The sequence below is a fragment of the Nocardia sp. bgisy134 genome, from assembly GCF_057708325.1.
Window position 1 is genome coordinate 30,901 of sequence record NZ_JBYIRW010000027.1, and the last position, 22,616, is coordinate 53,516.

Genomic DNA, 22,616 nt, shown 5'->3' on the forward strand with positions numbered 1-22,616 from the left:
AATCGGGAGCGGACTGCGCGCTTCGGCGGCGATACCCGGTCCAGGCGGAGTAGGTTGGCCACTGGCACCTCTCACCTCGACGAGGAAGTGAAGCAGGCACATGGTTTCGCACCAAAACGATGTCGGCACAGCCAAATTGGAAAAGGTCGTCATTCGGTTCGCCGGGGACTCCGGCGACGGAATGCAGCTGACCGGCGACCGCTTCACCCACGAAGCGGCCGCGTTCGGCAACGACCTGGCGACCCAGCCCAATTTTCCCGCCGAGATCCGCGCGCCGCAGGGCACGCTCCCTGGCGTCTCGTCCTTCCAGATCCAGATCGCCGACTACGACATCCTCACCGCGGGCGACCAGCCCGACGTGCTGGTGGCGATGAATCCGGCGGCGCTCAAGGCGAACCTCGAGGATCTCCCGCGCGGGGCCACCCTCATCGTGAACACCGACGAGTTCACCAAGCGCGCCATGGCCAAGGTCGGCTACGCCACCGATCCGCTGCAGGACGGTTCGCTCACCGACTTCGTGGTGCACGAGGTGCCGATGACCTCGCTGACGCTCGCCGCCACCGAACCCGCCGAGGTCGGCAAGAAGGACGGCCAGCGCGCGAAGAACATGTTCGCGCTCGGCCTGCTGTCCTGGATGTACGGCAGGCCGATCGGCGGCACCGAACGCTTCCTCCGTGAGAAGTTCGCCGGTAAACCGGACATCGCCGAGGCCAACGTGCTCGCCTTCCGCGCGGGCTGGAACTACGGCGAGACCACCGAGGCCTTCGCCACCACCTACGAGATCGCGCCCGCCACGCTGGCGCCGGGCACCTACCGCCAGATCACCGGCAACACCGCGCTGGCCTACGGGCTCGTCACGGCGGGACATCTGGCCGGGCTGCCGGTCTTCCTCGGCACCTACCCGATCACGCCGGCCTCCGACATCCTGCACGAGCTGAGCAAGCACAAGCACTTCGGCGTCACCACCTTCCAGGCCGAGGACGAGATCGCGGGCATCGGCGCGGCGCTCGGCGCCTCGCTGGGCGGCGCGCTCGGCGTCACCAGCACCTCGGGCCCGGGCCTCGCGCTGAAGAGCGAGACGATCGGGTTGGCGGTGATGACCGAACTGCCGCTGGTGATCGTCGACGTGCAGCGCGGCGGTCCCTCCACCGGCCTGCCCACCAAGACCGAGCAGGCGGATCTGTTGCAGGCGCTGCACGGCCGCAACGGCGAGTCCCCGGTGGCGGTGCTCGCGCCCCGCTCCCCCGCCGACTGCTTCGCCACCGCCGTGGAGGCGGCCAGGATCGCGCTCACCTATCGCACGCCCGTGCTGTTGCTGTCCGACGGCGCCATCGCGAACGGCTCGGAGCCGTGGTCGATTCCGAACGTCGCCGACCTGGCGCCCATCGACCCCGCGTTCGAGCCGGACGCCGATGACGAGGCCGGATTCCAGCCCTACGCCCGCGATCCGGAAACCCTGGCCCGCCCGTTGGCGGTGCCGGGCACCAAGGGCCGCGCGCACCGGATCGGCGGCCTGGAGAAGGCCGACGGCAGCGGCAACATCTCCTACGACCCCGCCAATCACGAGCTGATGGTCCGGCTGCGGCAGGCCAAGATCGACGGCATCGCCGTCCCCCGGCTCGAGGTCGACGACCCCGACGAGCGCGCCGAGCTGCTGCTGATCGGCTGGGGCAGTTCCTTCGGGCCGATCGGCGAGGCCTGCCGCCGCGCCCGCCGCCGCGGCGTCCCCGTCGCCCAGGCGCACCTGCGGCACCTGAATCCGTTGCCGCCCAACCTCGGTGCGGTGCTGCGCCGCTATCGGACGGTAGTCGCGCCGGAGATGAACGGCGGTCAGCTGGCCATGCTGCTGCGCGCGAAGTACCTGGTGGACGTGCAGCCGTGGACGAAGATCGCGGGCACCGCCTTCTCGGCGCAGGAACTCGTCGGCGTCATCGACGCCGCGCTGGACGGCTCCCTGGAGGACATGGAGCAGGACAAGTCGTTCGCCGCCCGCGCGCGGGCCACCTATCGAACGCAGGACACACGGCGCCCGGCCGCGGCCGAGCGGATCGGGGGCAACCGATGACCATCGTCGAAACCTCACTCGTCGGAACCGATCTCGGGCTCACCGGCGTATCCGGGGTGCCCGCCGCGGACGGACCGCAGAAGGTCAAGGACTTCACCTCCGATCAGGAGGTGCGCTGGTGCCCCGGCTGCGGCGACTACGTCATCCTGGCCACCGTGCGCGGGTTCCTGGCCGAACTCGGATTGCGCAGGGAGAACCTGATGTTCGTGTCCGGGATCGGCTGCTCCAGCCGGTTCCCGTACTACCTGGAGGCCTACGGCATCCACTCCATCCACGGCCGCGCGCCCGCCATCGCCACCGGCTTGGCGGTGACGCGTCCCGATCTGTCGGTCTGGGTGGTCACCGGCGACGGTGACGCGCTGTCCATCGGCGGCAACCATCTGATCCACGCGTTGCGCCGCAACGTGAACATGACCATCCTGCTGTTCAACAACCGCATCTACGGGCTGACCAAGGGCCAGTACTCACCGACCTCGGAGCAGGGCAAGATCACCAAGTCCACCCCCATGGGCTCGGTCGACCACCCGTTCAACACGCTCTCGCTGGCGCTGGGCGCCGAGGCCAGCTTCGCCGCCCGCGCCATCGACTCCGACCGAGCCGGGCTCACCGAGGTGCTGCGCGCCGCCGCCGAACACCGCGGCACGTCCTTCGTCGAGATCCTGCAGGACTGCCCGATCTTCAACGACGGCTCCTTCGACGTGCTGCGCCGCGGCGACGCCGAATCGCGGCTCATCCCGCTGCACCACGGACAGCCGCTGCGCTTCGGCGCCGACGGTGAATACGCCGTCGTGCAAAGCGGTTTCGGCCTGCGCGTGGCCCGCACCGCCGAGGTCGCGGAGGCCGACATCGTCGTCCACGACGCCTACTCCGACGACCCTGAATACGCCTACGCCCTCTCGCGTCTGTCCGACCAGGACCTGGGCCACGTGGTGACCGGCATCTTCCGCAGCGTCACCCGTCCCACCTACGACGACGCCGTCCGCGCCCAGCACAGCGCCGCCGCGGACCGCAACCCCCTCGCCCCCGACTCCCTCCAAACTCTCCTCACCGGCCCCGAGACCTGGACCGTCGGCTGACCGCGCAGCGTCTCCGTACGCGTCGCAGCGCCGGTATCCTCTGCGAGGCGTGCGGCAGCCGTGTGACGTGTCGCGCCCTACGATGGATGTGTGCGGATCGCGGTCGGACTCTCCACCGCGCCTGACGCGCGGGACGCCGGCGCGGAAGCGGCCCTGCATGCGCGCGATCAGCTCGCGGGTGCGTCACCCTCGATCGCGGTGCTCCTCGCATCGCGAGCACACTCGGATGCGGCTCCGGCCGTGCTGGAGGGTGTCCATCGGTCGGTCCGGGTGCCCGCGCTCGTCGGATGCGTGGCGAACGCGGTCGTGGCCGGACGGCGCGAACTCGAGGACGAACCCGCGACGGCGGTGTGGCTGGCCACCGGTGCACCCGCCGAGACGTTCCACTTGGACTTCGTCCGCACGGCCTCCGGCGGGCTGCTCGCCGGTCACCGCTTCGACCGGGCCGAGCACGACTTCCATCTGTTGCTGACCGACCCGTACACGTTCCCGACCGAAGCGCTGCTCGAGCACCTGAACACCGACCTGCCAGGCATCATCGTGATGGGCGGGCTGGCGAGCGGCGCCGCGGGGCCCGGCGAGAGCCGGCTGTTCCGCGACCACGAGGTACTGGCCTCGGGCGCGGTCGGCGTGCGGCTCCCCGGACTGCGCAGTGTGCCGGTCGTGTCGCAAGGCTGCCGCCCGATCGGACAGCCGTACATCGTCACCGCCGCGCGTGGCGCGTTGATCACCGAGCTCGGCGGGCGGTCGCCGATCGATCGGTTGCGCGAGATCGTCGAAGCGCTGCCACCCGATCAGCAGGAGTTGGTGGCGCACGGCGTGCAGATCGGCATCGTCGTCGACGAGCACCTGGCCACCCCTGGACAGGGTGATTTCCTGATCCGCGGGCTGCTCGGCGCCGATCCGGCGAGCGGCGCGATCGAAATCGGCGAAGAAGTCGAGATCGGCACGACCGTGCAGTTCCAGGTCCGCGATGCGATCGAGGCCGACAAAGATCTGCGCGCCGCACTCGCACAGGCGCGCGCGGAGCTCCCCGGCCGCCCCGCGGGGGCGCTGCTGTTCACCTGCAACGGACGCGGTAGGCGGATGTTCAAGATCGCGGATCACGACACCGCCGCCATCAGCGACGTGCTCGGCGACATCCCGCTCGCGGGCTTCTTCGCCGCGGGCGAGATCGGCCCCATCGCGGGCCGCAACGCGCTGCACGGATTCACCGCATCGCTGGCGCTGTTCGGCGAATGAGCGTCGGCGTCCGCACCCGGAGCCGTCAGACGATTCTGCTCAGACTCGCTTGGCGAAGCCCAGGTCGACGACGGCGTCACGTTCCTGTTCGAGTTCGCCGACGCTCGCGGTGACGCGGGTGCGGGAGAAGTCGTCCAGGGCGAGGTCGGGGACGATCGTGTAGGCGCCGTCGGCGCAGGTGACCGGGAACGAGCTGATGAGCCCCTCCGGGACACCGTAGGAGCCGTCGGACGGGACCGCCATGGAGGTCCAGTCGCCCGCGGGGGTGCCGAGCACCCAGTCGTGGATGTGATCGATGGCGGCGCTGGCCGCGCTGGCGGCCGAGGACGCGCCGCGGGCCTGGATGATCGCGGTGCCGCGCTGCTGCACGGTGGGGACGAAGTTCTCGCGCAGCCAGGCGTCGTCGACGAGGTCGAGGGCGGGGCGGCCCGCGACGGTGGCGTGCGTGATATCGGGGTACTGGGTGGCCGAGTGGTTGCCCCAGATCGTGACGCGGGCGATGTCGGCGGCGGGCGCGCCGGTCTTCTTGGCCAGCTGGGCGATGGCGCGGTTGTGGTCGAGGCGGGTCATCGCGGTGAAGCGCTCGGCGGGCACGTCGGGGGCGTTGCTCATGGCGATGAAGGCGTTGGTGTTGGCCGGGTTGCCCACCACGAGCACCTTCACGTCGTCGGCGGCGCTGGCGTTGATGGCCTGGCCCTGTTCGGTGAAGATCGGGCCGTTGGCGGCGAGCAGATCGGACCGCTCCATGCCCGCCGTGCGCGGGCGCGCGCCGACCAGCAGCGCGACGTTGGCGCCGTCGAAACCGACCCACGGATCGTCGCTGATGTCGATGGACTCCAGCAGCGGGAACGCGCCGTCCTCGAGCTCCATCGCCACGCCTTCCAGCGAGGCGACCGCGGCGGGAATCTCGAGCAGCCGCAGCCGCACCGGCGTCTCCGGTCCGAGCATCGCGCCGGACGCGATACGGAACAGCAGGCCGTAGGCGATCTGCCCGGCTCCACCGGTCACGGCAACGGTCACGGGCGCGTTCCGAGCGGCGGTGCTCACGGGAACTCCTTGCGTTGGACGGACACTCAGGCCCAACCCTACTCAGGCTCACCACGGCCCGAACCCACCCGTGAGCAACGCCTCACGTCCCCACACGCCGCATGTACGCCCCACACAGACGAGGCCTGTGTGGGGCGTGTGCGGGAGGTGTGGGAACGCGGGTCAGCCGAGTTCGGCGACTTCGCGGTCGGTGAGGACGACAGGGGAAACGTAGTCCTTGGCGCGGGCCAGCTGGACGGCGCGATAGAGGGGGCGTTCCTCCAAGCCCGCGTCGCGGGCCTCCGCGCGGAGCTGGTGCACCAAGAGCGCCGAGACCGCGACCGCCGCGGCCAGGTGGCTCGCCGCGAGGGCGTCGGCGAGCTTGCGCAGCCCGAGCAGGTGCAGCTCACGCCCGCTGCCCACGTCGGTGTACATGGCGAGCGGGATGAGCTGGACGTCCGGGCCTGCGGTGACGCGCAGCACGATGCGGCTCAGCCGCGCCGGGAAGACCAGGATCTCCACGCCGGTGGCCGCCGCGACCTCGAGCCTGCGTTCGCCGAATACCCGGCGGGCGTGGATCGTGGTACCCGTCACCCACATGCGGCGCCGCCGCAGCGCCACGGCGTAGCCGACGGTGGGCAGCCCGACGACGAGACCGATGGCGATCGCGATCGGCCAATCGACGACGGTCGCCGAGAGCAGCGCCGCGCCGATCCCGACGCCGGCCGCCGCCAGCGCCAGCCGCCGCAGCATCGGCGCGTACATCTCGGGGGCGACGAGATCGAGTCCGACCGGCGGAACCGATTCCGGCTGACCAGGATTCGCGTCCACTCTCCACCTCTCCGCAGGGTCACCGCAGCGGCGGTGCGCAGTCACGGTACCGCGCGCGACCCCGAGGGGCGCGGCGTCGGGTGGGCACGGAATGTCGCCCCGCACCCCACCCCGCCGGTGGGTCAGCGCCCGGCGATCAGCGCCTCACGCAGGACGCCGACGACCTCGCTGAGCGGCACGTGCCGCTGGTCGCCGGTCGCCATGTCCTTCACGGCGATGCTGTTCTCGGCCAGGTCGCGGTCGCCGAGCACCACGGTGAACTTCGCGCCCGAGCGGTCGGCCGCTTTCATCGCGCCCTTCACGCCGCGCCCGCCGTAGGCGAGGTCGACGCGGATGCCCGCGCCGCGCAGCTGCGCCGCCAGCACGACGAGGCGCTGCTTGGCCGCGTCGCCCAGCGGCACCCCGAACACGTCGCAGCGGGACGGCACGGCGGCCGTCTTGCCCTCGGCCTGCAGCGCGAGCACGGTGCGGTCGACACCGAGACCGAACCCGATACCGGACAGCGGCTGACCGCCCAGCTCGGCCATCAGGCCGTCGTAGCGGCCACCGCCGCCGATGCCGGACTGCGCGCCCAGCTGGTCGTGCACGAACTCGAAGGTGGTCTTGGTGTAGTAGTCCAGACCGCGCACCATCCGCGGGTTCAGCACGTACGGCACCCCGAGCGCGTCGAGGTGACCGAGCACCTGCTCGAAGTGCGTCTTCGCGGACTCGGAGAGGTGGTCGATCATCAGCGGGGCTTCGGCGGTCAGCTCACGCACCTCGGGACGCTTGTCGTCGAGCACGCGCAGCGGATTGATCTGCGCCCTGCGCTTGGTCTCCTCGTCCAGCGGCAGGCCGAACAGGAAGTCCTGCAACAGCTCCCGATACTGCGGACGGCAGGTCTCGTCGCCGAGCGAGGTGATCTCCAGCCGGAAACCGTCCAGCCCGAGGCTGCGGTAGCCCGCGTCGGCGATGGCGATGACCTCGGCGTCCAGCGCCGGATCGTCCACGCCGATGGCCTCGACGCCGACCTGCTGCAACTGCCGGTAGCGACCGGCCTGCGGGCGCTCGTAGCGGAAGAACGGCCCCGCGTAGCACAGCTTCAGCGGCAGCTGGCCGCTCTTGTCCAGGCCGTGCTGGATGACGGCGCGCATCACGCCCGCCGTGCCCTCGGGGCGCAGGGTGAAGCTCTCGCCGTTGCGGTCGGCGAAGGTCCACATCTCCTTGCTGACCACGTCGGTGGACTCGCCGACGCCGCGCGCGAACAGCAGGGTCTGCTCGAACACCGGCAGCTCGATGTGCCCGTACCCGGCCAGTCGGGCCGCATGGACGAGGCCGTCGCGCACGGCGACGAACTCGGCGGAGCCGGGTGGCACGTAGTCCGGTACCCCCCTCGGGGCGGAGAAGCTGCTGGTCTTGGTCACGATGGTCCAGTTTCCACCACTACCGGCCGTCAAGTCCAACCGGTTAGCCTTCGACCCGTCCGAGGAACTGCGGGGCGGTCTCAGGAAGAGATGGCACACTCTTACCTCGGAAGCAAGCCGACACGGGAGGAACGTGGTAGTGCCGAGCAACGAACAGCGACGAGCAGCGGCCAAACGCAAGCTCGAGCGCCAATTGGCCAACCGGGCCGAACGCGCGCGCCGACGCAAGCAACTGACCATCGCGGGATCCGTGCTCGGTGTGGTCGTCGCGATCGCGGCTGTGACCGGCGTCTACTTCCTGACCAAGGGCGAGGACAACCAGAACACAGCCTCGGAGACCAAGGACGCGTCGCTCTCCGCCGCGCCGCCCGCCGCGAAGGCGAAGCCCGAGCTGGTCAACTGCACCTACCGGGACGGGGCCAAGCCCGCGGACAAGCCGGTGCAGAAGCCGTCCAAGACCGACGGCATTCCGACCACCGGCGGCGACGCCCAGGTCAGCATGAGCGTGGACACCAACCAGGGTCCGATCGGCCTGACGCTGAACAACGCCGAATCGCCCTGCACCGTCAACAGCTTCGTGAGCCTGGCCAGCCAGGGCTACTTCGACGGCACCGACTGCCACCGCATGACCGCGGACGAGACGCTGAAGGTGCTCCAGTGCGGTGACCCGACCGCCACCGGAATGGGCGGTCCCGGTTACGAATTCGACAACGAGTACCCGACCGATCAGTACGCGCAGGGCGACCCCGCCTCGCAGATGCCGATCGACTACAAGCGCGGCACGCTCGCCATGGCCAACGCAGGCCCGGGCACCAACGGCAGCCAGTTCTTCGTCGTCTACGGCGACTCGCAACTGCCGCCGCAGTACACCATTTTCGGCACGGTGGACGAGAACAGCATGGCCACCCTGGACAAGATCGCGCAGGCCGGACAGGACAATTCCAACGGCCCCGGCGACGGCAAGCCGACCTCGCCGGTGACCATCCAGTCGGTTCGCCTGGACTGAATCCCCGGCAACTTCTTCGGGCCCGGCGCCGCGATCGGCGACCGGGCCCGAAGTCTATGGACTACGGCAACTCAGGGTAGGCGAGCCTAAATATCCGACGCCGCAGCGCATGTGCCGAAGATCGTCCGGCGCTTCTCGGTGCGTGTCGTAATTGTGCGATATATGCTGTTACCGGCACGTCCGTACGGTTGTGCCACGCGTTTCTCGGGTAATCTCGAAACATGGAGTTCGCGTAGCGTAGCCATCCCTAACGGGCGATCCCCAGCCACGAGGGAACGCGACGAAACGAGACCTCCTGGTGTGCACGTTTGCAGGCGGGGCGCCGGCCGACGAACTACAGTTCGCGTGGCGGTGTCCGTGACGAAGCACCACAATCATCCATAGTGATCACTGCAGCATCGGGGAGCAGCCATGTCCGAGGAACTGGACGACATCGGCCGGGAAACCGCGGCCATGATAAAGAGTATGTTGCAGCTGGCGACCCTGGTCGCACTGCGCACCCGTGAGCGTGGTCAGAAGGAAGCCGAGGCGCGCGCCAAGATCACCGAGGCCCGCATGAAAGAGGCTCGCGAGCTCCAGATTCGGGAGGCTCGCGACTCCAAGGCCAAGGATCCGCGCAACCTCGAGCTCGCGCGCATGGTGGAGAAAGCGGCTCCGGCCAAAGGCATTTCACTGGAGAAGGATCGTTTCTCCGCGCAAGCCGAAGCCACCCGCATGGCGGCCACCGCGTCCGCCGCGAAACAACCGGTCGTTCGGTACGATTCGGCCGAACGGCGGATGGCGATCGCGGCCCATCTCTCGCGGATCGGCGTCGCACCGGAATTGGCGGCGGTCCGCATGCTCATCGAAGTAGGCCAGGGGCAGCCGCCGGAAGAGGCCGTCCGAGCCCGCCTCGAAGAGAACCGCTCCGTCGCGTCCCGCGGCAGGGAGCCCGAGGCCCGCGGCCTCGAACGCGCCAGGCAGTGACCGCGCGGAAAACCTGAAACACCAAGAGCGCCCGCTGAATTCAGCGGGCGTTCTGATGTCCGCTACACCCGGAAATCGCCGACCGTCGGATCGCCGAACATCCCCTGCGCGGGAGACTTCAACGGCAGCGGGCTCAGCATGTCCTTGTGCCCGTTGCGCACACTGCAGTACTTGAACGGCCCGCGCGGGTCGAACAGCTTGGTCATGTGCGGATCGGCGTGGTCGAGGAACCAGATGCTCAGCCCGGTGCTCGGTTCCAGCCGGTAGTGCTCCCAGGCACGCCACAGCGCGTCGAGTCGCGCGACCGCCTCGGCGTGCTTCCACCACTCGGGGCACCACACCGTCTCACTGATGTCGGTCACCTGCCGCCGATACACCAGACTCAAGTAGTTCTCGACGAATTCGACGACATTGGTGTAGATCATCTGCTGCTGCTGTTCGGTCACGACTCCACCTCGCTGGCGCTCGGCTCCGTCGTGCCGAGCGGTGCTGTGCTCATGGTTCGCTCGCTCCGCTCACTCACGCCTCCACCTCGCTGGCGCTCGGCTCCGTCGTGCCGAGCGGTGCTGTGCTCATGGTTCGCTCGCTCCGCTCACTCACGCCTCCACCTCGCTGGCGCTCGGCTCCGTCGTGCCGAGCGGTACTGTGCTCATGGTTCGCTCGCTCCGCTCACTCACGCCTCCACCTCGCTGGCGCTCGGCTCCGTCGCGCCGAGCGGTACTGTGCTCATGGTTCGCTCGCTCACAGAGGCCGAACCTCCTCGACTTGCCCGGACTCGGGTGGCGGAGTGACCTTGGTCAGCGAGGGCGAGCCGATCAGGTCGGTGATCTGGGTCTTGCGTTGCGGATCGTGCTGCGCGATCGACTTCTTCACGTCCGAAGCGTACTCGCCCTCCCACCAGGGGACCGTGCGGATCAGCACCGCGGGCTGACCCGAGGTGAACACGATCGCGCGGCCGCGCGGCAGCGTGGCGAGCGCGTTGACGTTGAACGTCCTCGACGAACCCAGCGATCGCGAATAACTCTTGCTGCCTTTGGATTCCGAGACCGAACCCGAGATCGAATCGTAATCGCCGATCGCCTCGGAGCGGTCGCGCAGGAAGTTCATGTCATCCACGCCGCTGCCGAGTACCTTGATGTTGGCCGCCGACCACAGCGCGAGCATGCCCGCGTCGCCCCAGCAGCGCGCGCCTTGGGCCCAGGACTGCAGCACCGTCATCACGACGATGCCGCGCGAACCGAAGTGGCTGTACTGCTTGGGCAGATCCTTCCAGCGCACCACGTTGGCTGCCTCGTCGAGGACGGCGAGCAGCGGGATGGGCAGGCGGCCGCCGCGCGAACGGGACGCCTTGCGCATGGCCACGTCGATGACGGCCTCGGTCAGCGCACTCACCAGCGGTGCGGCCGAGCCGCGGCCCTCGAGCGACAGGCAGTACAGCGTGCCGTTGCGCTCGATGAACTCGAGTTCGTCGAACTGCCTGCGTGGCTGGCCGCTGCCCGGGTCGGCGCCGGGCAGGATCCAGTCGTGCACGTTCGACAGCTGCAGGCAGCGCACCATCTTCTTGGCGGTGCCGAAGATGCCGCTTCGGGTGCGGGGGTCGGCGTTGTACTGCATCGCGAGGCCCGATGCCATGTAGTGGTGGCGAGCGTTGCGCAGCAGCTCGATCGGCTCGGTGTCGACCGGGTTGGTGACCCAGTCCCAGACCTGCACGATCGGCCGCTGGCCGACCGCCGCGGCGAGGAACAGCGCGGCGAGCAGATCCTCGGCCTCGGGGTCGAAGAACTCGTCGGACTTGGACTCGGTGCCGTTGTCGGCGTCGGCGAAGTGCCCGGCCAGCCGCTGCGCGCGCATCTCGCAGCCCTCGTGCCCGGCGTCGACCCAATCCAGCGGATTCCAGTACCAGCTCGGGCTCTCGTCGGCCACGCCCTGCGGATCGAACACGAACGTGGGGCTGCCCTTGGACTCTCGCACGTCGCGGGTCGCGTCGACGACGTCGCGCTTGTTCGAGGTGGAGAGCACCGGGCCGATCGCGGACAGGATCGCCGGGATCACCCGTGAGGTCGACTTGCCCTGGCGCGGACCCCAGATGTCCAGGTGCAGATCCTCGTAGGAGCCGTACAGCATGGCGCCGTCGGCGACGCCGACGCCGATCGGCACGCCCGGCGCGTCGTCGTAGCCGAGGTTCATCCCGAGCTGTTCGGCCTTCTCCCGCACGCCTGCCTCGGTGAGCGCGCGGATCGCGCCGCCCGATCCCATGTGCTGGGCCTTCTCGTCCACCGGCAGCGCGCCTTTGGACTTGCGCTTGGTCGTCTGCTGGCGCACCACCAGGTAGGCGACGGCGCACAGCACCACGAGCAGCAGGATCACCGTGGCGCCGGTCGGCCAGGTGTACTTTCCGCGCGCTATCCCGGCGACGATCTCGATCGGATTCACCGGCAGATCCTGCGGCTCGGCCGCCATCTGATTGCCGAGATGCAGAGCCACCAAGAGCGTTCCGATCACCACGGCACCGGCGTAGACCGATATCAGGCCGAGATCGGGTCCGGGTATCGCCGGATCCGTCACCTTCTTCTTTTTTGCCATGTCTGCCTCCTCGAATCGCCGTGCGGTGGAAAGCGTGCGGTCAGCGGAACGCGTCGAGCCGCCAGCCGTCGGGCGTGCGCACCACGGTGGCGATCACCGTCGCGGGCGGCAGCGGTTCCTTGCGCCCGTTCGGGTAGACGACGGTCTGTTCGATGCCGATCTTGAATTGTGCGACGTCCGGATCCGGACCGGGTGGCGGCCGGTCGCCCGAGGCGAAGGTGAACGCCTCGACGGTGGCGTTCGCCTTGGCCCAGTCCGCCCACTGCAATGAGGGCTTGGGTGTCTCGGTGATCGACGGCGAGCCTTCCAGCATCCGGATCAGGCTGGGGCCGAGCCACTTCCGGGCCCGGACCAGGGAGTCGCCCGGTCCCTCGCCCGCGGGTCGCCAGGTGTAGATCTCCCGCAGCGCCGTCACCGCGACGCCGTCCGGCGTCACCGGATCGGGGGCGGGGACCTGTTCGAGCAGCCTGGTGGTCGACGTGGCGGGCTGCGGCGCACCGGAACCCGATTCGCCGGTATCGTCGCGCCCGCAGGCCGCGATCGTCATCGCCACGCTCATCACCAGCATCACCACCAGTTTCGCGCGTGCAGTTGCTCTGTCTTTCAAGGCTAACCGCCCGGACCGACACGGTGGTGGTCCGATCAGAACTCGCGCCTGCGCGTGTTCGCTCACAGTACCCTCCGCAGCCGTGCGTCGCCGGGCACCGCGACCTCGCTGACGCCGCCGCCCGACCGCGTGTCCGAACCGGGCACGGACTGGATCATGCGTCCATCACCGGCATAGATTCCCACCTCCGCGGGCCCGCGCGGGCCGAAGGAACTGAACACCAGGTCGCCCGGCTGCGCCTTGCTCATCGGCACCTCGAAGCCTGCCTCCCACTGCTGTTCGGCCGTGCGCGGCAACGTCACCGCTCCCGAGGAGGCCGCGAACACCGCGGCCGCGGTCAGGCCGGGGCCGTCCATGCCGCCGCCGCTGGGGCCCTGCGGCCCGCCGCCGCCCCAGATGTACGGGGTGCCGAGCCAGTCGTGCGCGGCCTCCAGGATCTGTGCGCCGCCGCTGCCCTCCTGCGGGCTGAAGCGACCCGTCGAGCCCGGGGCGCGATATTGCGGTTCCATCGCGAGGATGTTGGCCACGTACGGCCGGGTCTCGGAGTAGTGCGCCGCATACTGATTCGGCATGCCGCCGGAGGCGAGCACCGCGCCCTCGCCCGCGTTGTAGGCGGCCAGCGTCAGCGCGGTGACATCCCCTTGGACGCGCCCCTCGGACACCCACTGGGTGACCTTGCGGGCGATGGCGCACATGTAGCGGCCCTGCCCGATGATCGCGTCGCCGTCGTCCCACACGCTCGCCACACCGTTGCCGTCGGCGTCGATGACGTATGGCCTGCCGTCGTCGGGATTGGTGGCGGCCGCGGTGCCCGGAAGGAACTGCGCCAGGCCCTGCGCGCCCGCGGGCGACGTGGCGCCCCTGCGGAATCCGGACTCCTGCCTGCCCTGCGCGGCCAGCAGGGACGAGGTGATCTGCGGGCACAGCGAACCCGCGCGGCGGTACCAGATCTCGAGTTCCGGCGGCACCTTGCCCGCGGCCAGCGCGCCGCCCGCGCTGCCGAAACCGCGCTGACAACGCGGATCGGACGAGTACCACTGCGCCCCACCGAGATCCGGGGTCGGCGCGCCGTCCAGCCAGGGCAGCGGATCGATCTGACGGCCGCCGGTGAAGCGCCCGCCGGGGACGATCTCGAGATGCAGGTGCGGGCCGCTGGATTCGCCCGCCGAACCGACGGCGCCGATCTGCTGGCCCGCGCGCACCGTCTCCCCCACCCGCACCAGCACGCCGTGGTCCCACATGTGCCCGTAGACAGCCGAATACGACCGGCCGTTGACGTCGACCGAGTCGACGACGATCCAATTGCCGAAGCCCGAGGCCGGTCCGGCCGCCACCACCCGGCCGTCGGCCACCGAGAAGATCGGGGTGCCGTCGCTCGCCGCCATGTCGACGCCTCGGTGCCCGCCGTTGCGTGAGCCGAAGACGTCCGAGATCGTGAAGGTGCCGACCGCCATCGGCAGGGTGCGGCGGATGGGCCCGATGCCCGCGGCCAGCGAGGGGGTGCCCGTGACGCTCGGATTCGCCTGGGAGGCAGTGGGTTCGCCCGAGGCCGCGGCAGCGGGCCGGTCGCCAGGGGCGTAGCCGCCGAGCGGCGGCAGCGCGGTCTGCGAAGGACCGAGCACCGTGGCGTCCTCGCACGGATCCTCGACGGCGGGCAGGACCACGACGAGTACCAGGGCGATCAGTCCGACCACCGCGCCGAGAGCGGTCCACAAGACGCCGCGGGCGCTCACCACGCCCTCACACGGGGCGGCGGCGGGGCGCCGATGGTCGAATGCGGCTCGGGGGAAATCGTCACGTGTGGCGTCTGGCTTCGTTGAGTGTGTCGGCTAGGGTGCGGTTCATTTCGGCGGCGGCCGCCAATTGTTGTTGCAGCAGCGCCACTTTGCGGCGCAGCGCGATCGCGTCCATGCGTTCCAGGCCGGAGCCTTCCGCGGCGCGCACCCAATTGCGCACCGAATTGGTATGCACGCCTATCTGTTCGGCGACCACCCGGCACGCCTCGGATTCACTGCGTAGTCTGCCGGTCAGCGCGACGACCTGCTCGACGGCGGCCTTGCGCACTTCCGGCGACACTCTGCGATACGCACGATGCGGCATCATGCGGCACTCCTTCCGCCGAACAACACCGCCCGTCCAGGCGCTCGGCCGATCCTTGTTGCTCCGCGTCCTGGACGGTATCTCATGCCGCGCTCCCGTTCGGGGATTCACCACCGCGCGCGGTGGATTCGTTGTCCGGGCCGCCGGTGAATTCACTGAACCGCTGGTTCGTGTCGTGGATCCCGCTTTCCTTCTCCGACAACGTGAATTCCATGTGGAATGGAATACCGGGACGCCGGTCCTCACCGATCTTCAGCAGGAATTTACCCGTGCCCGGCGGGGACGGACGCTGCTGCCCCGGTTTCAGCGCCTCGCCGGTGAGCGCTTGCGGCGCCGACCATCCGGTCACCATGTCCTCCTCGGCGGAGGTGAACGGAACCGTGCTGTCGAGCCGCTTGACCTCCTCGGCGGGCAGCGCACCGAAGATCTTGGCGCGCGCGCGTTCCAGGAAGCCGAGCGCCTTGGCGATCGCGGCTTCGGAGCCGAGCGCCTGCAGGTCCTTGATGGTGTGGCTGATCATGATCAGCGCGGTGGCCAGGCCGCGCTGCAGACGGGTCAGCTCGTCGACGCGGTCGACCATGAAGTCGCCGAGCCCGAGCACCTGCCACAGCTCGTCCATCACCACCTGGAAGTACCGCTGCGGGCCGAGGCCCGCGTCGGCCAGCACGTGCGCGGCCTCCACCGAGGCGAAGCCGTCGGCCCAGCAGGCAAGCATCACAGCGGCTTTCAACTTCTTGTCGCCGGTAGGGATGTGCGAGACATCGATGCAGACGGCGACCGCCTCGGTGTCGATCGGCACCGAGGTCTGGCCGTTGAAGACCGCGCCGAACGGGCCCTGCGTGAGCGCGCGCAGCGAACGGCGCAGGCCCTTGATCGCGACCTGGTATTCGGCGGGATCGTCGGCGCCCGCGTCGAGCTGGAGTTCCTCGCCGCCCGCCTGGATCACCTCCAGTAGGTTCTCCATGATCGGCGGCTGGTCCGGGGTGTAGCCGCTGCCCGGCTGGAAGAGGATGCGCAGCGCGGTCGAGATGAGCGTCTCCTCGTAGTCGCGCACCCGCGCGCCACGCACCAGCTCGACCAGACCCGCGATCAGCGTGACCTGCCTGGCCCGCATGTCCTGCAGCACTTGGACTTGCAGCGCGGGGAACTCCTCCAGCTGTGGAACCACCGAACCGAGCACGCCTGCCGCCAAGGGGTTCAGCTTGCCGTGGCCGTAGCCGAGGTCGATGACCTGGCCGCCGACCAGTTCCACCAGCTTGCGGTAGTCGGGCTTCACATCGGCCAGCACCAGCGGCGTGATGCCCTGCGCGATGCCGCCGAGCACGATCCGGCGCACCAGCGAGGACTTGCCGAAACCGTTGAGGCCGAGCACGAACAGGCTCGGCGCGGTGATGAAGCTGCCACGCATGAACCAGTTCATCGGGTCGAAGCAGACCGGTGCGCCGGTGTGCAGGTGCGAGCCGAGCGGCGTGCCGATCAGCGGCGCGCCCGCCCCGACCGACCACGGCCACAGGCCGGCCACCTGGGCCGTCGTCGCGCGGTATTCGACGGGACGACCCACCACGTTCATCCGGCCGCCGCCAGGTCCCGCGTAGCCGCGGTCGGTGAGTTGGGCTGTGCTGCGGTCGAATCCGTCCTCGATGGTCTGCTCGGCGCGCGCGGCGTAGTTACGGCGGCGGATGTCGTCGGTACGGATGCGGAAGGTCGCCCACGCCGCGCGCAGGCCGGAGCCCTCCCGGCTGATCGCCTCCAGCCGCGCCCGCGTCGAGTCGTCGAGCAGCGGCGGGCCGGACTGTTTGCGCCTGTCCGCCTTGGCCTTCGCGCGCTGGGCGGCCTTGTCCATGCGCGGGGCGCCCATGGCGCGGTCCGCGGTGTAGTCGATCTTCGCGGGGCGCGGCGGGACGCGCCCGCCGCGGCCGTTGTCGGAGCGGACCGGCCGGTCGCCGCGCATCGGACGTTCGGCGGGCCGCTGCGGCCGTGCGCCGTTGCCGCGGCCGCGTTCGGCGGCGGCTCGCTCGGCCCGTGCCTGTTCGGCGCGCGCCCGGTCGACCGGCGGCCGGTCGGCGTGTGCCCGATCGGCACGGACACCGTCGGCGCGACCGGGACGCCCGCGCCGCTCGGCCGCGTCCCGGGACGCCCTCCGCTCCCGATCGGACAACTCCCCGTGCATGGTCCGCTCGTCGCCGCTCGCCCGCCCCGAATCCCGGACCGGACGCCGCCCGCGCTCGGGCATCTCCTCGACGCCGCCGCGCTGCCCGCCACGGGGACGCGCGCCCTCGGCGGGCGGGCGATGCGTCCTGCCCTCGCCCGCCGGACGACCCCATTCCTCGCGTTCGACGTCCTCGCGCCTCACGCGCCGCGCCGCCTCGTCTCGCTCCCGTACGGGTGGCTCGTGGTCACCTGCCATGGATCGCTCACCCCGCCAATGCCTTCGGAATCGTCGCGTGCTCCGGCAGGATCACCCCGCACCCGAGCGACGCCGCGAAGGCCGCCGCCTGGTAGCGGTAGCACCGCCGGATCTTCAAGCGCGCCTGGGTGGACAGGTCGCGCGTAATGGCTTCGATGCGCGGCAGATCGCCGCGCAGTGGCTCGGTGATGGTCACCAGCGCCCCGAAGCGGGTCACACCGTGACCCCTTGCCTGTTCCTCACGGGCCTGCTGGGTGGCGCCCACCCGCAGGGTCGCGGCGGCCGAGACGACGCCGCGTTCGCTCTGCTGGGCCACCAGCGCGTTCTTGAAGTCGTCGTCGACGATCTCGGCGGCGTCGGCGGCCGAGTGCGGCCGGTACACGATGGCGATACGCTTGCGCGGCACTTCGGGATTGGGCGCGAGCAGGCGCTGCAGCACCCGCTCGTCCACCGCGCCCTCGGGGGCGGCGTCCATCTCCCAGGTCACCGAGCGGCCGCCGTCGTGCATGAAATGGTCCCACTTCTCGTCGTACGAGACCGGTCCCGCGTCGGCCCAATCCAGCCCGTGCCCTTCGGGTTCGGAGGCGGCGACCTCGAGATCGGCCTGCGAGGCCGGGTCGTAGCTGCGCCGGATGAAGGCGATCACCTCGTCGGCCGACATCGGCTGGGCGCGCACGCCCGCCTCGGCCAGCGCCGCGCAGATGCCGGGCAGCCGCCGACCGATCTCGACGGCCTCCTCGGCCGGGTTCTTGCGGCGCTCCGCGGTGGTGGCCTTGAACGTGATGGCGACGCGCGGCAGCAGCTGCACCCGCTCCTGCGGCAGCTCGGTGGCCAGCTCGTACATCACTTGCTGGGCCAGTTCCGGCGCTTCGGGGCGGGTGATGGTGGAAACCTCGGTGAGCAAACGGTTTCCGGTCTCCGGGACGGTGTCGATCACCGGAACCACGGCCACGATGTCGCTGGTCTGACCCACCGAGGCCAAGAAGGTGCCCCACGCCGAGACCCACCGATCGATGACCGGCTGGTCCACCGCCTCGTGGCCCTGCGGCCAGGCCCGCAGCACCACGGTGTACTGCGCGAACTGCGGGAGGTGGATCATGCCGAAGCTGTAGCCGCCCGCGTCGATGCCCTCGTACAGCTTCGAGGGCGCCAGCAGGCCCGGCAGCCGGGTGACGCCGCCGGGGATGCGGGAGAACCGTCCGCCCCGGTACACGTGTTCGCCGTTGTTCCGCGAGCGCATCCAGTTGAACATCATCAATCCCGTCTCATAGCCGGAGCGGCCCCCCGTCCGCCACACCAGTGGAACCATCACCGCCACGCCGGCGCCGCCGACGATGAGACCCCATTGGAAGCCGCCGACCATCGCGCAGATCAGCGCCGTGATCACGACCACGAAGCCGATCACGGTCTCTTCCCAGCGCAGGCCGAAAAGACCTGCGCTGCGCGGCTTCTGCCACAGGCCGTAGGAACGGCGCTCGTAGGGTTCGGTCATCGTCATCGCGGAATGGTGCTCCTCCCGAGGTCGGGCGAGCGGTTCGCCCAACGATCGCCTGCGACATCACCCATGGAATCGTCGGCGTTGCGCATACTGCCCGCCGCGGCTCTCGCCGCGCCGATACGGCCTGCCGCCCGCGCTGCCCCGGACGGTACTCCGGCCGAGCCCTGCGGTCCGGAGGCGCGCGGTGGTTGTCCCGCCGCTCCGCCGCCGCCTCCGCCGCCGCGCGGGGGCGTCGGACGTGGAGCGCCGCCGCCGCGTCCGCCGCCCGCGCCGCCCGGCGGGCGCGGTCCCGATCCGCTGCCGCTGACGTAGCCCGCCGAGCCGGGGGACGCCGCGGCCTTGACGCCGACCGCCTTGGTGCCCATCGCGCCCAGCGCCAGCGCGCCGACCACGGCGCCGCCGGTCCAGGCCAGACCCGAGCCGCCGGAGCCGACGATCGCGACGGCCGGGGTGACCAGGCGCATGAGCGCGGGCAGCACGAACGCCACGCTGCACAGCAGCACGATCGCGACCAGCATGCGCTGTGCCTCTTCACCTTCCGGCAGACCGCCGGTCGAGGTGAGCCCGTCGACGTGGCCCGCGGTGGTGAACGCGATCATGTAGACGATCGCCGCCACCGGTTTGAACAGCATGAAGGCGATGATCCAGCCGATCAGCTTCTGATACGACGACTTGCCGATGTTCATGCCCGACGCGGCGGCCGCCAGCGGCAGCACGCCTGCCGCGATGATCAGCAGACCTTGCCTGACGATGGCGAACACGATCTGCGCGAGCGCGCCGAGCAGGCCGACGATCGCGATGATCAGCACCAGACCCGGTGAGAAGGCTTGCAGCTTACTGGTTTTCACCATCAACTCGGCCAGGTCCTTGGCATTGCCGTTGGTCGAGTCGTTGATGATCCACTCGGCGAAGCGATCCGAGGCCTGGGTGCCCGCCACGATGATGGCGCCGAGCATCCAGGAGCTGAACACCACCCTGGCGAACATGCGGAACGATTCGGCCGCCTCGCTGACCGCCGCGCCGCGCCTGGCTTCGGCCAGTCTCGCGCCCGACAGGATGACCGAGGCGATGAGCAGCAATATCTGGATCTGATAGGTGTAGTCGTTGATTCTGGTGAACAGTGACCCGTTGTCGCTCGCGGCTTCGTTCGGCACCTTCATCCAGAACGTGAGCGCCAGGATGATGGCCTCACCGAGGCCGTTCATGAGCGAATCGACCACCTTGCCGAAGGTGGAGTCCCACGCCTTGTCCTTGACGGCCGTCGCGGCGTCGCCGGGATGCGAGGCGGCGTTGCCCGCCTTGCACACCGCGGACGCGGCGTCGCCGAGCGAGATGCCGGGCAGGCCGACACCGTCGAGGGTGTCGTGGATCTCGTTACAGGTCTCGTCGAAGCCGTAGGTCTGGCCGTAGGCCACCGTCGGCGTCGCGATCATCACGGTGAAGATGACCGCGAGGATCGTCACTAGTTTTTTCACCATCGTGTCCACCCCTCGATGCTCCGCAGGGACTCGATCTGGACTTGCTGCTCGCCGGTCACCGGTCTGAGCTTCCAATCGCCGTCGCGCCAGACGATCGCAAGGCGCATGCCCACCCATGTTGGTTGGCCATCAATTGTTTCCCGGGCCTTTCTCGCGAACTGGACGATCGCGGAATCGTCTGCGTAGCTTTCGATCCGGAACGCGTCCGACGCGAACAGCAGGGGTCTGAGCTTCTCCGGAATCCGCTCGGAGACCTTGCCGCTCGCGACCAGCCGGTCGTACTCCGCCAGGTAGTGCGGAGTCACTTCGACCAGCCGCAGCAGCAGGTCCCGATCGCGCGGATTGGCGTTGGTGCGCCAGTAGATCTGTTCGGCCGCCAGTGCCGCGCCCCGCGGGGTGTGCGCGAAACCGACGGCGGCGTTGCCCTCGATGCGCGCCGGGCCGTCCGAGCCGGAGAAGCGCACGACCGGACCGCCGAACAGCTTCTGCCAGATGCCTTCACCCTCGGCGGGCGCGGGAGCGGCGGTGAGCCAGTCCGGCTGGCCGGGCCGCGTCGGCAGGCTCGCAACCTGTTCCAGTGCAACGCCCGCCGGGTTCGCTGGGATGTCCACCGGCCTGCCGAAGAGGTCGGTCTCCCGTCCCGCGAAGCCGACGAGGCCTGCCGCACCGGCGCCGGGGGCGTGCTGAGAGGCGGAGCCCGTCACCGTCGAGTCGGCGGCCGTGCCGCCGTCCCTGGTCGCCGTCACCGTCACGCCGACGGCGATCGCCACCGCCAGCCCCGCGCCGACGCCGAGCAGCGCGAGCGGCGGGCGCTCACGGACGGATCCCGGGCCGCCGGTCACCATTTCGTCCACCCCTCGAGCGATTCGATGTACTCGGTCTGCGCGCCGTTGCTGGTCGCGGGCTTGAGCCGCCAGTCGCCCGCGTCCCACACCATGACCAGGCGCAGCGCCGCCCACAGCTGCTTGCCGTCGACGACGGGCCCGCGCGAGGCGAACCGGACGATAGCCAGGTCGTCGGCATAGTTCTCCACCTTGAACGCGTCGGGGGCGACGAAGTAGCGAGTCACCTTCTCCGGCTGCTGTTTCGGCAGCCGGTTCTCGTCGAGCGCTCGGTCGTAGGCGGCGATCTGCTGTGCCGAGACGCGCACCTGCCGCACGTAGAGGTCACGGTCGGCGGGGCGGGCGTTGATCCGGTAGGTGATCTGCGCGGCCGCCAGCGCCGCGCCCTGCGGGGTGTGCGCGTAGCCGACGGCGAGCCCGTCCTCGATGCGGGTCGGCCCGTCGGAGGTGGAGAACGGCACGGACGCGCCGTACACCCGCTGCCAGCCGCGCGGGGCGACGGTGCCCTCGGGCGATGCGGTCAGCCAGTCCGGGTCGGACGGCTTGCGCTGGTGCGTCGGATCCTGCGGAAGCGGTTGCCCCGCAGGGTTGTTCGGAATATCCACGCGCCTGCCGAACAGGTCGACCTCCGGGCTCGCGAAACCCTCTCCGGTCGTCGCGGCGAACTCGGCCTCGTTGCTGCCGGTGGCCTCGTCGTCGCGCGTGAGATACACCACGGTGCCGACGATCACGATGAGCGCAAGCAGCGCCGCGGACGCGATCGCGCCGAAGGAGACGCGATCGCGCGCGTAAGAATCCCGCTCGCTCACTTCTGCGCCTCCAATGTCACGATGTCGGTGGGTAATACGTCGATCGCCTCGACAGGGCGTGCGGTCGATTCGGGCTCGGGCAGTCGTAATCTCCAGTCTTCGGCGAACCACTCGACGACGGTGTGGTTCACGGCTTTCGAGCCGTCCGAGTACTCGGTGTACACATCGACGGCGCTGCGCTGCTCGGTGTAGTCGGTGATCTTGTACCCGAGCAGGCGCGGGGCGTACTCGGGATCGGCGGGACCGGTGATGGACAACTGCACCCGGCTCACCGCCCACTCGTCCCGAGCGACTCCCGGCACCACCTCGGCGGCGATCACCTTCGACCACTGGTTGTCGGCGGCCACCGAAAGGCGCACGGTGTGGGTGATGGCCGCGACCGCGGCGCCGGGCGGCGATTGCTCGAAACCCGTTGCGGCGCCGTCGGCGACGGACGCGGGTCCCTGGTCGGTGCGCGGCAGCGCCACGCCCTGATAGGGCTCCCATCGCAACCCACTCGGCCGCGCGGCGAGATCCGGGCCCGCGGCTTCGTCCGCGCCGCCGCAGCCGACGGCCGCCGCCAGCAACACCGCGCCGACCATTCCGGCCGCGCGACCCCGACGCCCCGCGCCGTGCTGCGAGTGCGCCACCGAATGCGACCGCGTCGCTGTGCAGTTCATGTCCGAACCGTCTCCATC

General features: G+C 70.0%; 19 protein-coding genes. 5 read left to right on the plus strand and 14 right to left on the minus strand.

Annotated elements, in window-relative coordinates; translation table 11 throughout:
• Positions 1-100 precede the first annotated feature (100 nt).
• The 3 genes from AC3ERS_RS33340 to AC3ERS_RS33350 all read left to right on the plus strand — a co-directional run bounded on the left by AC3ERS_RS33340 (position 101) and on the right by AC3ERS_RS33350 (position 4,383).
• Positions 101-2,065, plus strand: a complete 1,965-nt coding sequence (locus tag AC3ERS_RS33340) for a 2-oxoacid:acceptor oxidoreductase subunit alpha (RefSeq protein WP_431972136.1) — start codon at positions 101-103, stop codon at positions 2,063-2,065.
• Positions 2,062-3,141: a 2-oxoacid:ferredoxin oxidoreductase subunit beta gene (locus tag AC3ERS_RS33345; RefSeq protein ID WP_431972137.1), complete on the plus strand. Its 1,080-nt coding sequence runs from the start codon at positions 2,062-2,064 to the stop codon at positions 3,139-3,141. Before AC3ERS_RS33340 ends, AC3ERS_RS33345 begins: the two co-directional genes overlap by 4 nt.
• 90 nt (positions 3,142-3,231) lie before the next feature.
• Positions 3,232-4,383 (plus strand): FIST signal transduction protein, encoded by a 1,152-nt coding sequence (locus AC3ERS_RS33350; protein ID WP_431972138.1) that lies wholly within the window; start codon positions 3,232-3,234, stop codon positions 4,381-4,383.
• Between the two features lie 39 nt (positions 4,384-4,422).
• Here the strand turns inward: AC3ERS_RS33350 and AC3ERS_RS33355 are convergent, their stop codons facing one another.
• From AC3ERS_RS33355 to hisS, 3 genes are all read right to left on the minus strand, one after another.
• A complete protein-coding gene (locus AC3ERS_RS33355; protein WP_431972139.1) occupies positions 4,423-5,430 on the minus strand; it encodes a malate dehydrogenase in 1,008 nt (335 codons plus the stop codon).
• 162 nt (positions 5,431-5,592) lie between these two features.
• On the minus strand, positions 5,593-6,240 hold the full coding sequence (locus AC3ERS_RS33360) for a hypothetical protein (protein WP_431972140.1): 648 nt from the start codon (positions 6,238-6,240) through the stop codon (positions 5,593-5,595).
• A 122-nt stretch (positions 6,241-6,362) separates the two neighbouring features.
• Entirely contained in the window at positions 6,363-7,643 is a 1,281-nt protein-coding gene (hisS, locus tag AC3ERS_RS33365) for a histidine--tRNA ligase (protein ID WP_431972141.1), read from the minus strand.
• 139 nt (positions 7,644-7,782) lie between these two features.
• On the opposite strand from hisS, the gene AC3ERS_RS33370 reads away from it, so the two are divergent.
• On the plus strand, positions 7,783-8,649 hold the full coding sequence (locus AC3ERS_RS33370) for a peptidylprolyl isomerase (RefSeq protein ID WP_431972142.1): 867 nt from the start codon (positions 7,783-7,785) through the stop codon (positions 8,647-8,649).
• 411 nt (positions 8,650-9,060) lie between these two features.
• Positions 9,061-9,615 (plus strand): hypothetical protein, encoded by a 555-nt coding sequence (locus AC3ERS_RS33375; protein WP_431972143.1) that lies wholly within the window; start codon positions 9,061-9,063, stop codon positions 9,613-9,615.
• A 62-nt stretch (positions 9,616-9,677) separates the two neighbouring features.
• Here the strand turns inward: AC3ERS_RS33375 and AC3ERS_RS33380 are convergent, their stop codons facing one another.
• The 11 genes from AC3ERS_RS33380 to AC3ERS_RS33430 all read right to left on the minus strand — a co-directional run bounded on the left by AC3ERS_RS33380 (position 9,678) and on the right by AC3ERS_RS33430 (position 22,598).
• Positions 9,678-10,061: a DUF4913 domain-containing protein gene (locus AC3ERS_RS33380; RefSeq protein ID WP_245668691.1), complete on the minus strand. Its 384-nt coding sequence runs from the start codon at positions 10,059-10,061 to the stop codon at positions 9,678-9,680.
• Positions 10,062-10,356: 295 nt separating this feature from the next.
• Entirely contained in the window at positions 10,357-12,198 is a 1,842-nt protein-coding gene (locus AC3ERS_RS33385) for a type IV secretory system conjugative DNA transfer family protein (protein ID WP_431972144.1), read from the minus strand.
• A 40-nt stretch (positions 12,199-12,238) separates the two neighbouring features.
• Positions 12,239-12,766 carry a hypothetical protein gene (locus tag AC3ERS_RS33390; RefSeq protein ID WP_431972145.1) on the minus strand — a complete coding sequence of 176 codons (528 nt, stop codon included), beginning with the start codon at positions 12,764-12,766 and terminating at the stop codon, positions 12,239-12,241.
• Between the two features lie 101 nt (positions 12,767-12,867).
• Entirely contained in the window at positions 12,868-14,538 is a 1,671-nt protein-coding gene (locus AC3ERS_RS33395; RefSeq protein ID WP_431972146.1) for a peptidoglycan DD-metalloendopeptidase family protein, read from the minus strand.
• A gap of 61 nt (positions 14,539-14,599) precedes the next feature.
• Complete coding sequence (locus AC3ERS_RS33400) at positions 14,600-14,869, minus strand: transposase (RefSeq protein ID WP_488186249.1); 270 nt, start codon at positions 14,867-14,869, stop codon at positions 14,600-14,602.
• A gap of 118 nt (positions 14,870-14,987) precedes the next feature.
• The gene (locus AC3ERS_RS33405) at positions 14,988-17,312 is read right to left on the minus strand and encodes a hypothetical protein (RefSeq protein WP_431972148.1); all 2,325 of its coding nucleotides are present in this window, start codon (positions 17,310-17,312) and stop codon (positions 14,988-14,990) included.
• A gap of 7 nt (positions 17,313-17,319) precedes the next feature.
• Positions 17,320-18,810, minus strand: coding sequence for an SCO6880 family protein (locus AC3ERS_RS33410; RefSeq protein WP_431972149.1), 1,491 nt, complete (start codon positions 18,808-18,810; stop codon positions 17,320-17,322).
• Positions 18,807-20,288, minus strand: coding sequence for a hypothetical protein (locus AC3ERS_RS33415; protein WP_431972150.1), 1,482 nt, complete (start codon positions 20,286-20,288; stop codon positions 18,807-18,809). Before AC3ERS_RS33415 ends, AC3ERS_RS33410 begins: the two co-directional genes overlap by 4 nt.
• Positions 20,282-21,133, minus strand: coding sequence for a DUF8175 domain-containg protein (locus AC3ERS_RS33420; protein ID WP_431972151.1), 852 nt, complete (start codon positions 21,131-21,133; stop codon positions 20,282-20,284). The genes AC3ERS_RS33415 and AC3ERS_RS33420 overlap by 7 nt, the downstream gene beginning before the upstream one ends.
• Positions 21,127-21,939, minus strand: coding sequence for a DUF8175 domain-containg protein (locus AC3ERS_RS33425; RefSeq protein ID WP_431972152.1), 813 nt, complete (start codon positions 21,937-21,939; stop codon positions 21,127-21,129). The genes AC3ERS_RS33420 and AC3ERS_RS33425 overlap by 7 nt, the downstream gene beginning before the upstream one ends.
• Positions 21,936-22,598 (minus strand): DUF8175 domain-containg protein, encoded by a 663-nt coding sequence (locus tag AC3ERS_RS33430; protein ID WP_431972153.1) that lies wholly within the window; start codon positions 22,596-22,598, stop codon positions 21,936-21,938. Before AC3ERS_RS33430 ends, AC3ERS_RS33425 begins: the two co-directional genes overlap by 4 nt.
• Positions 22,599-22,616: the final 18 nt, after the last annotated feature.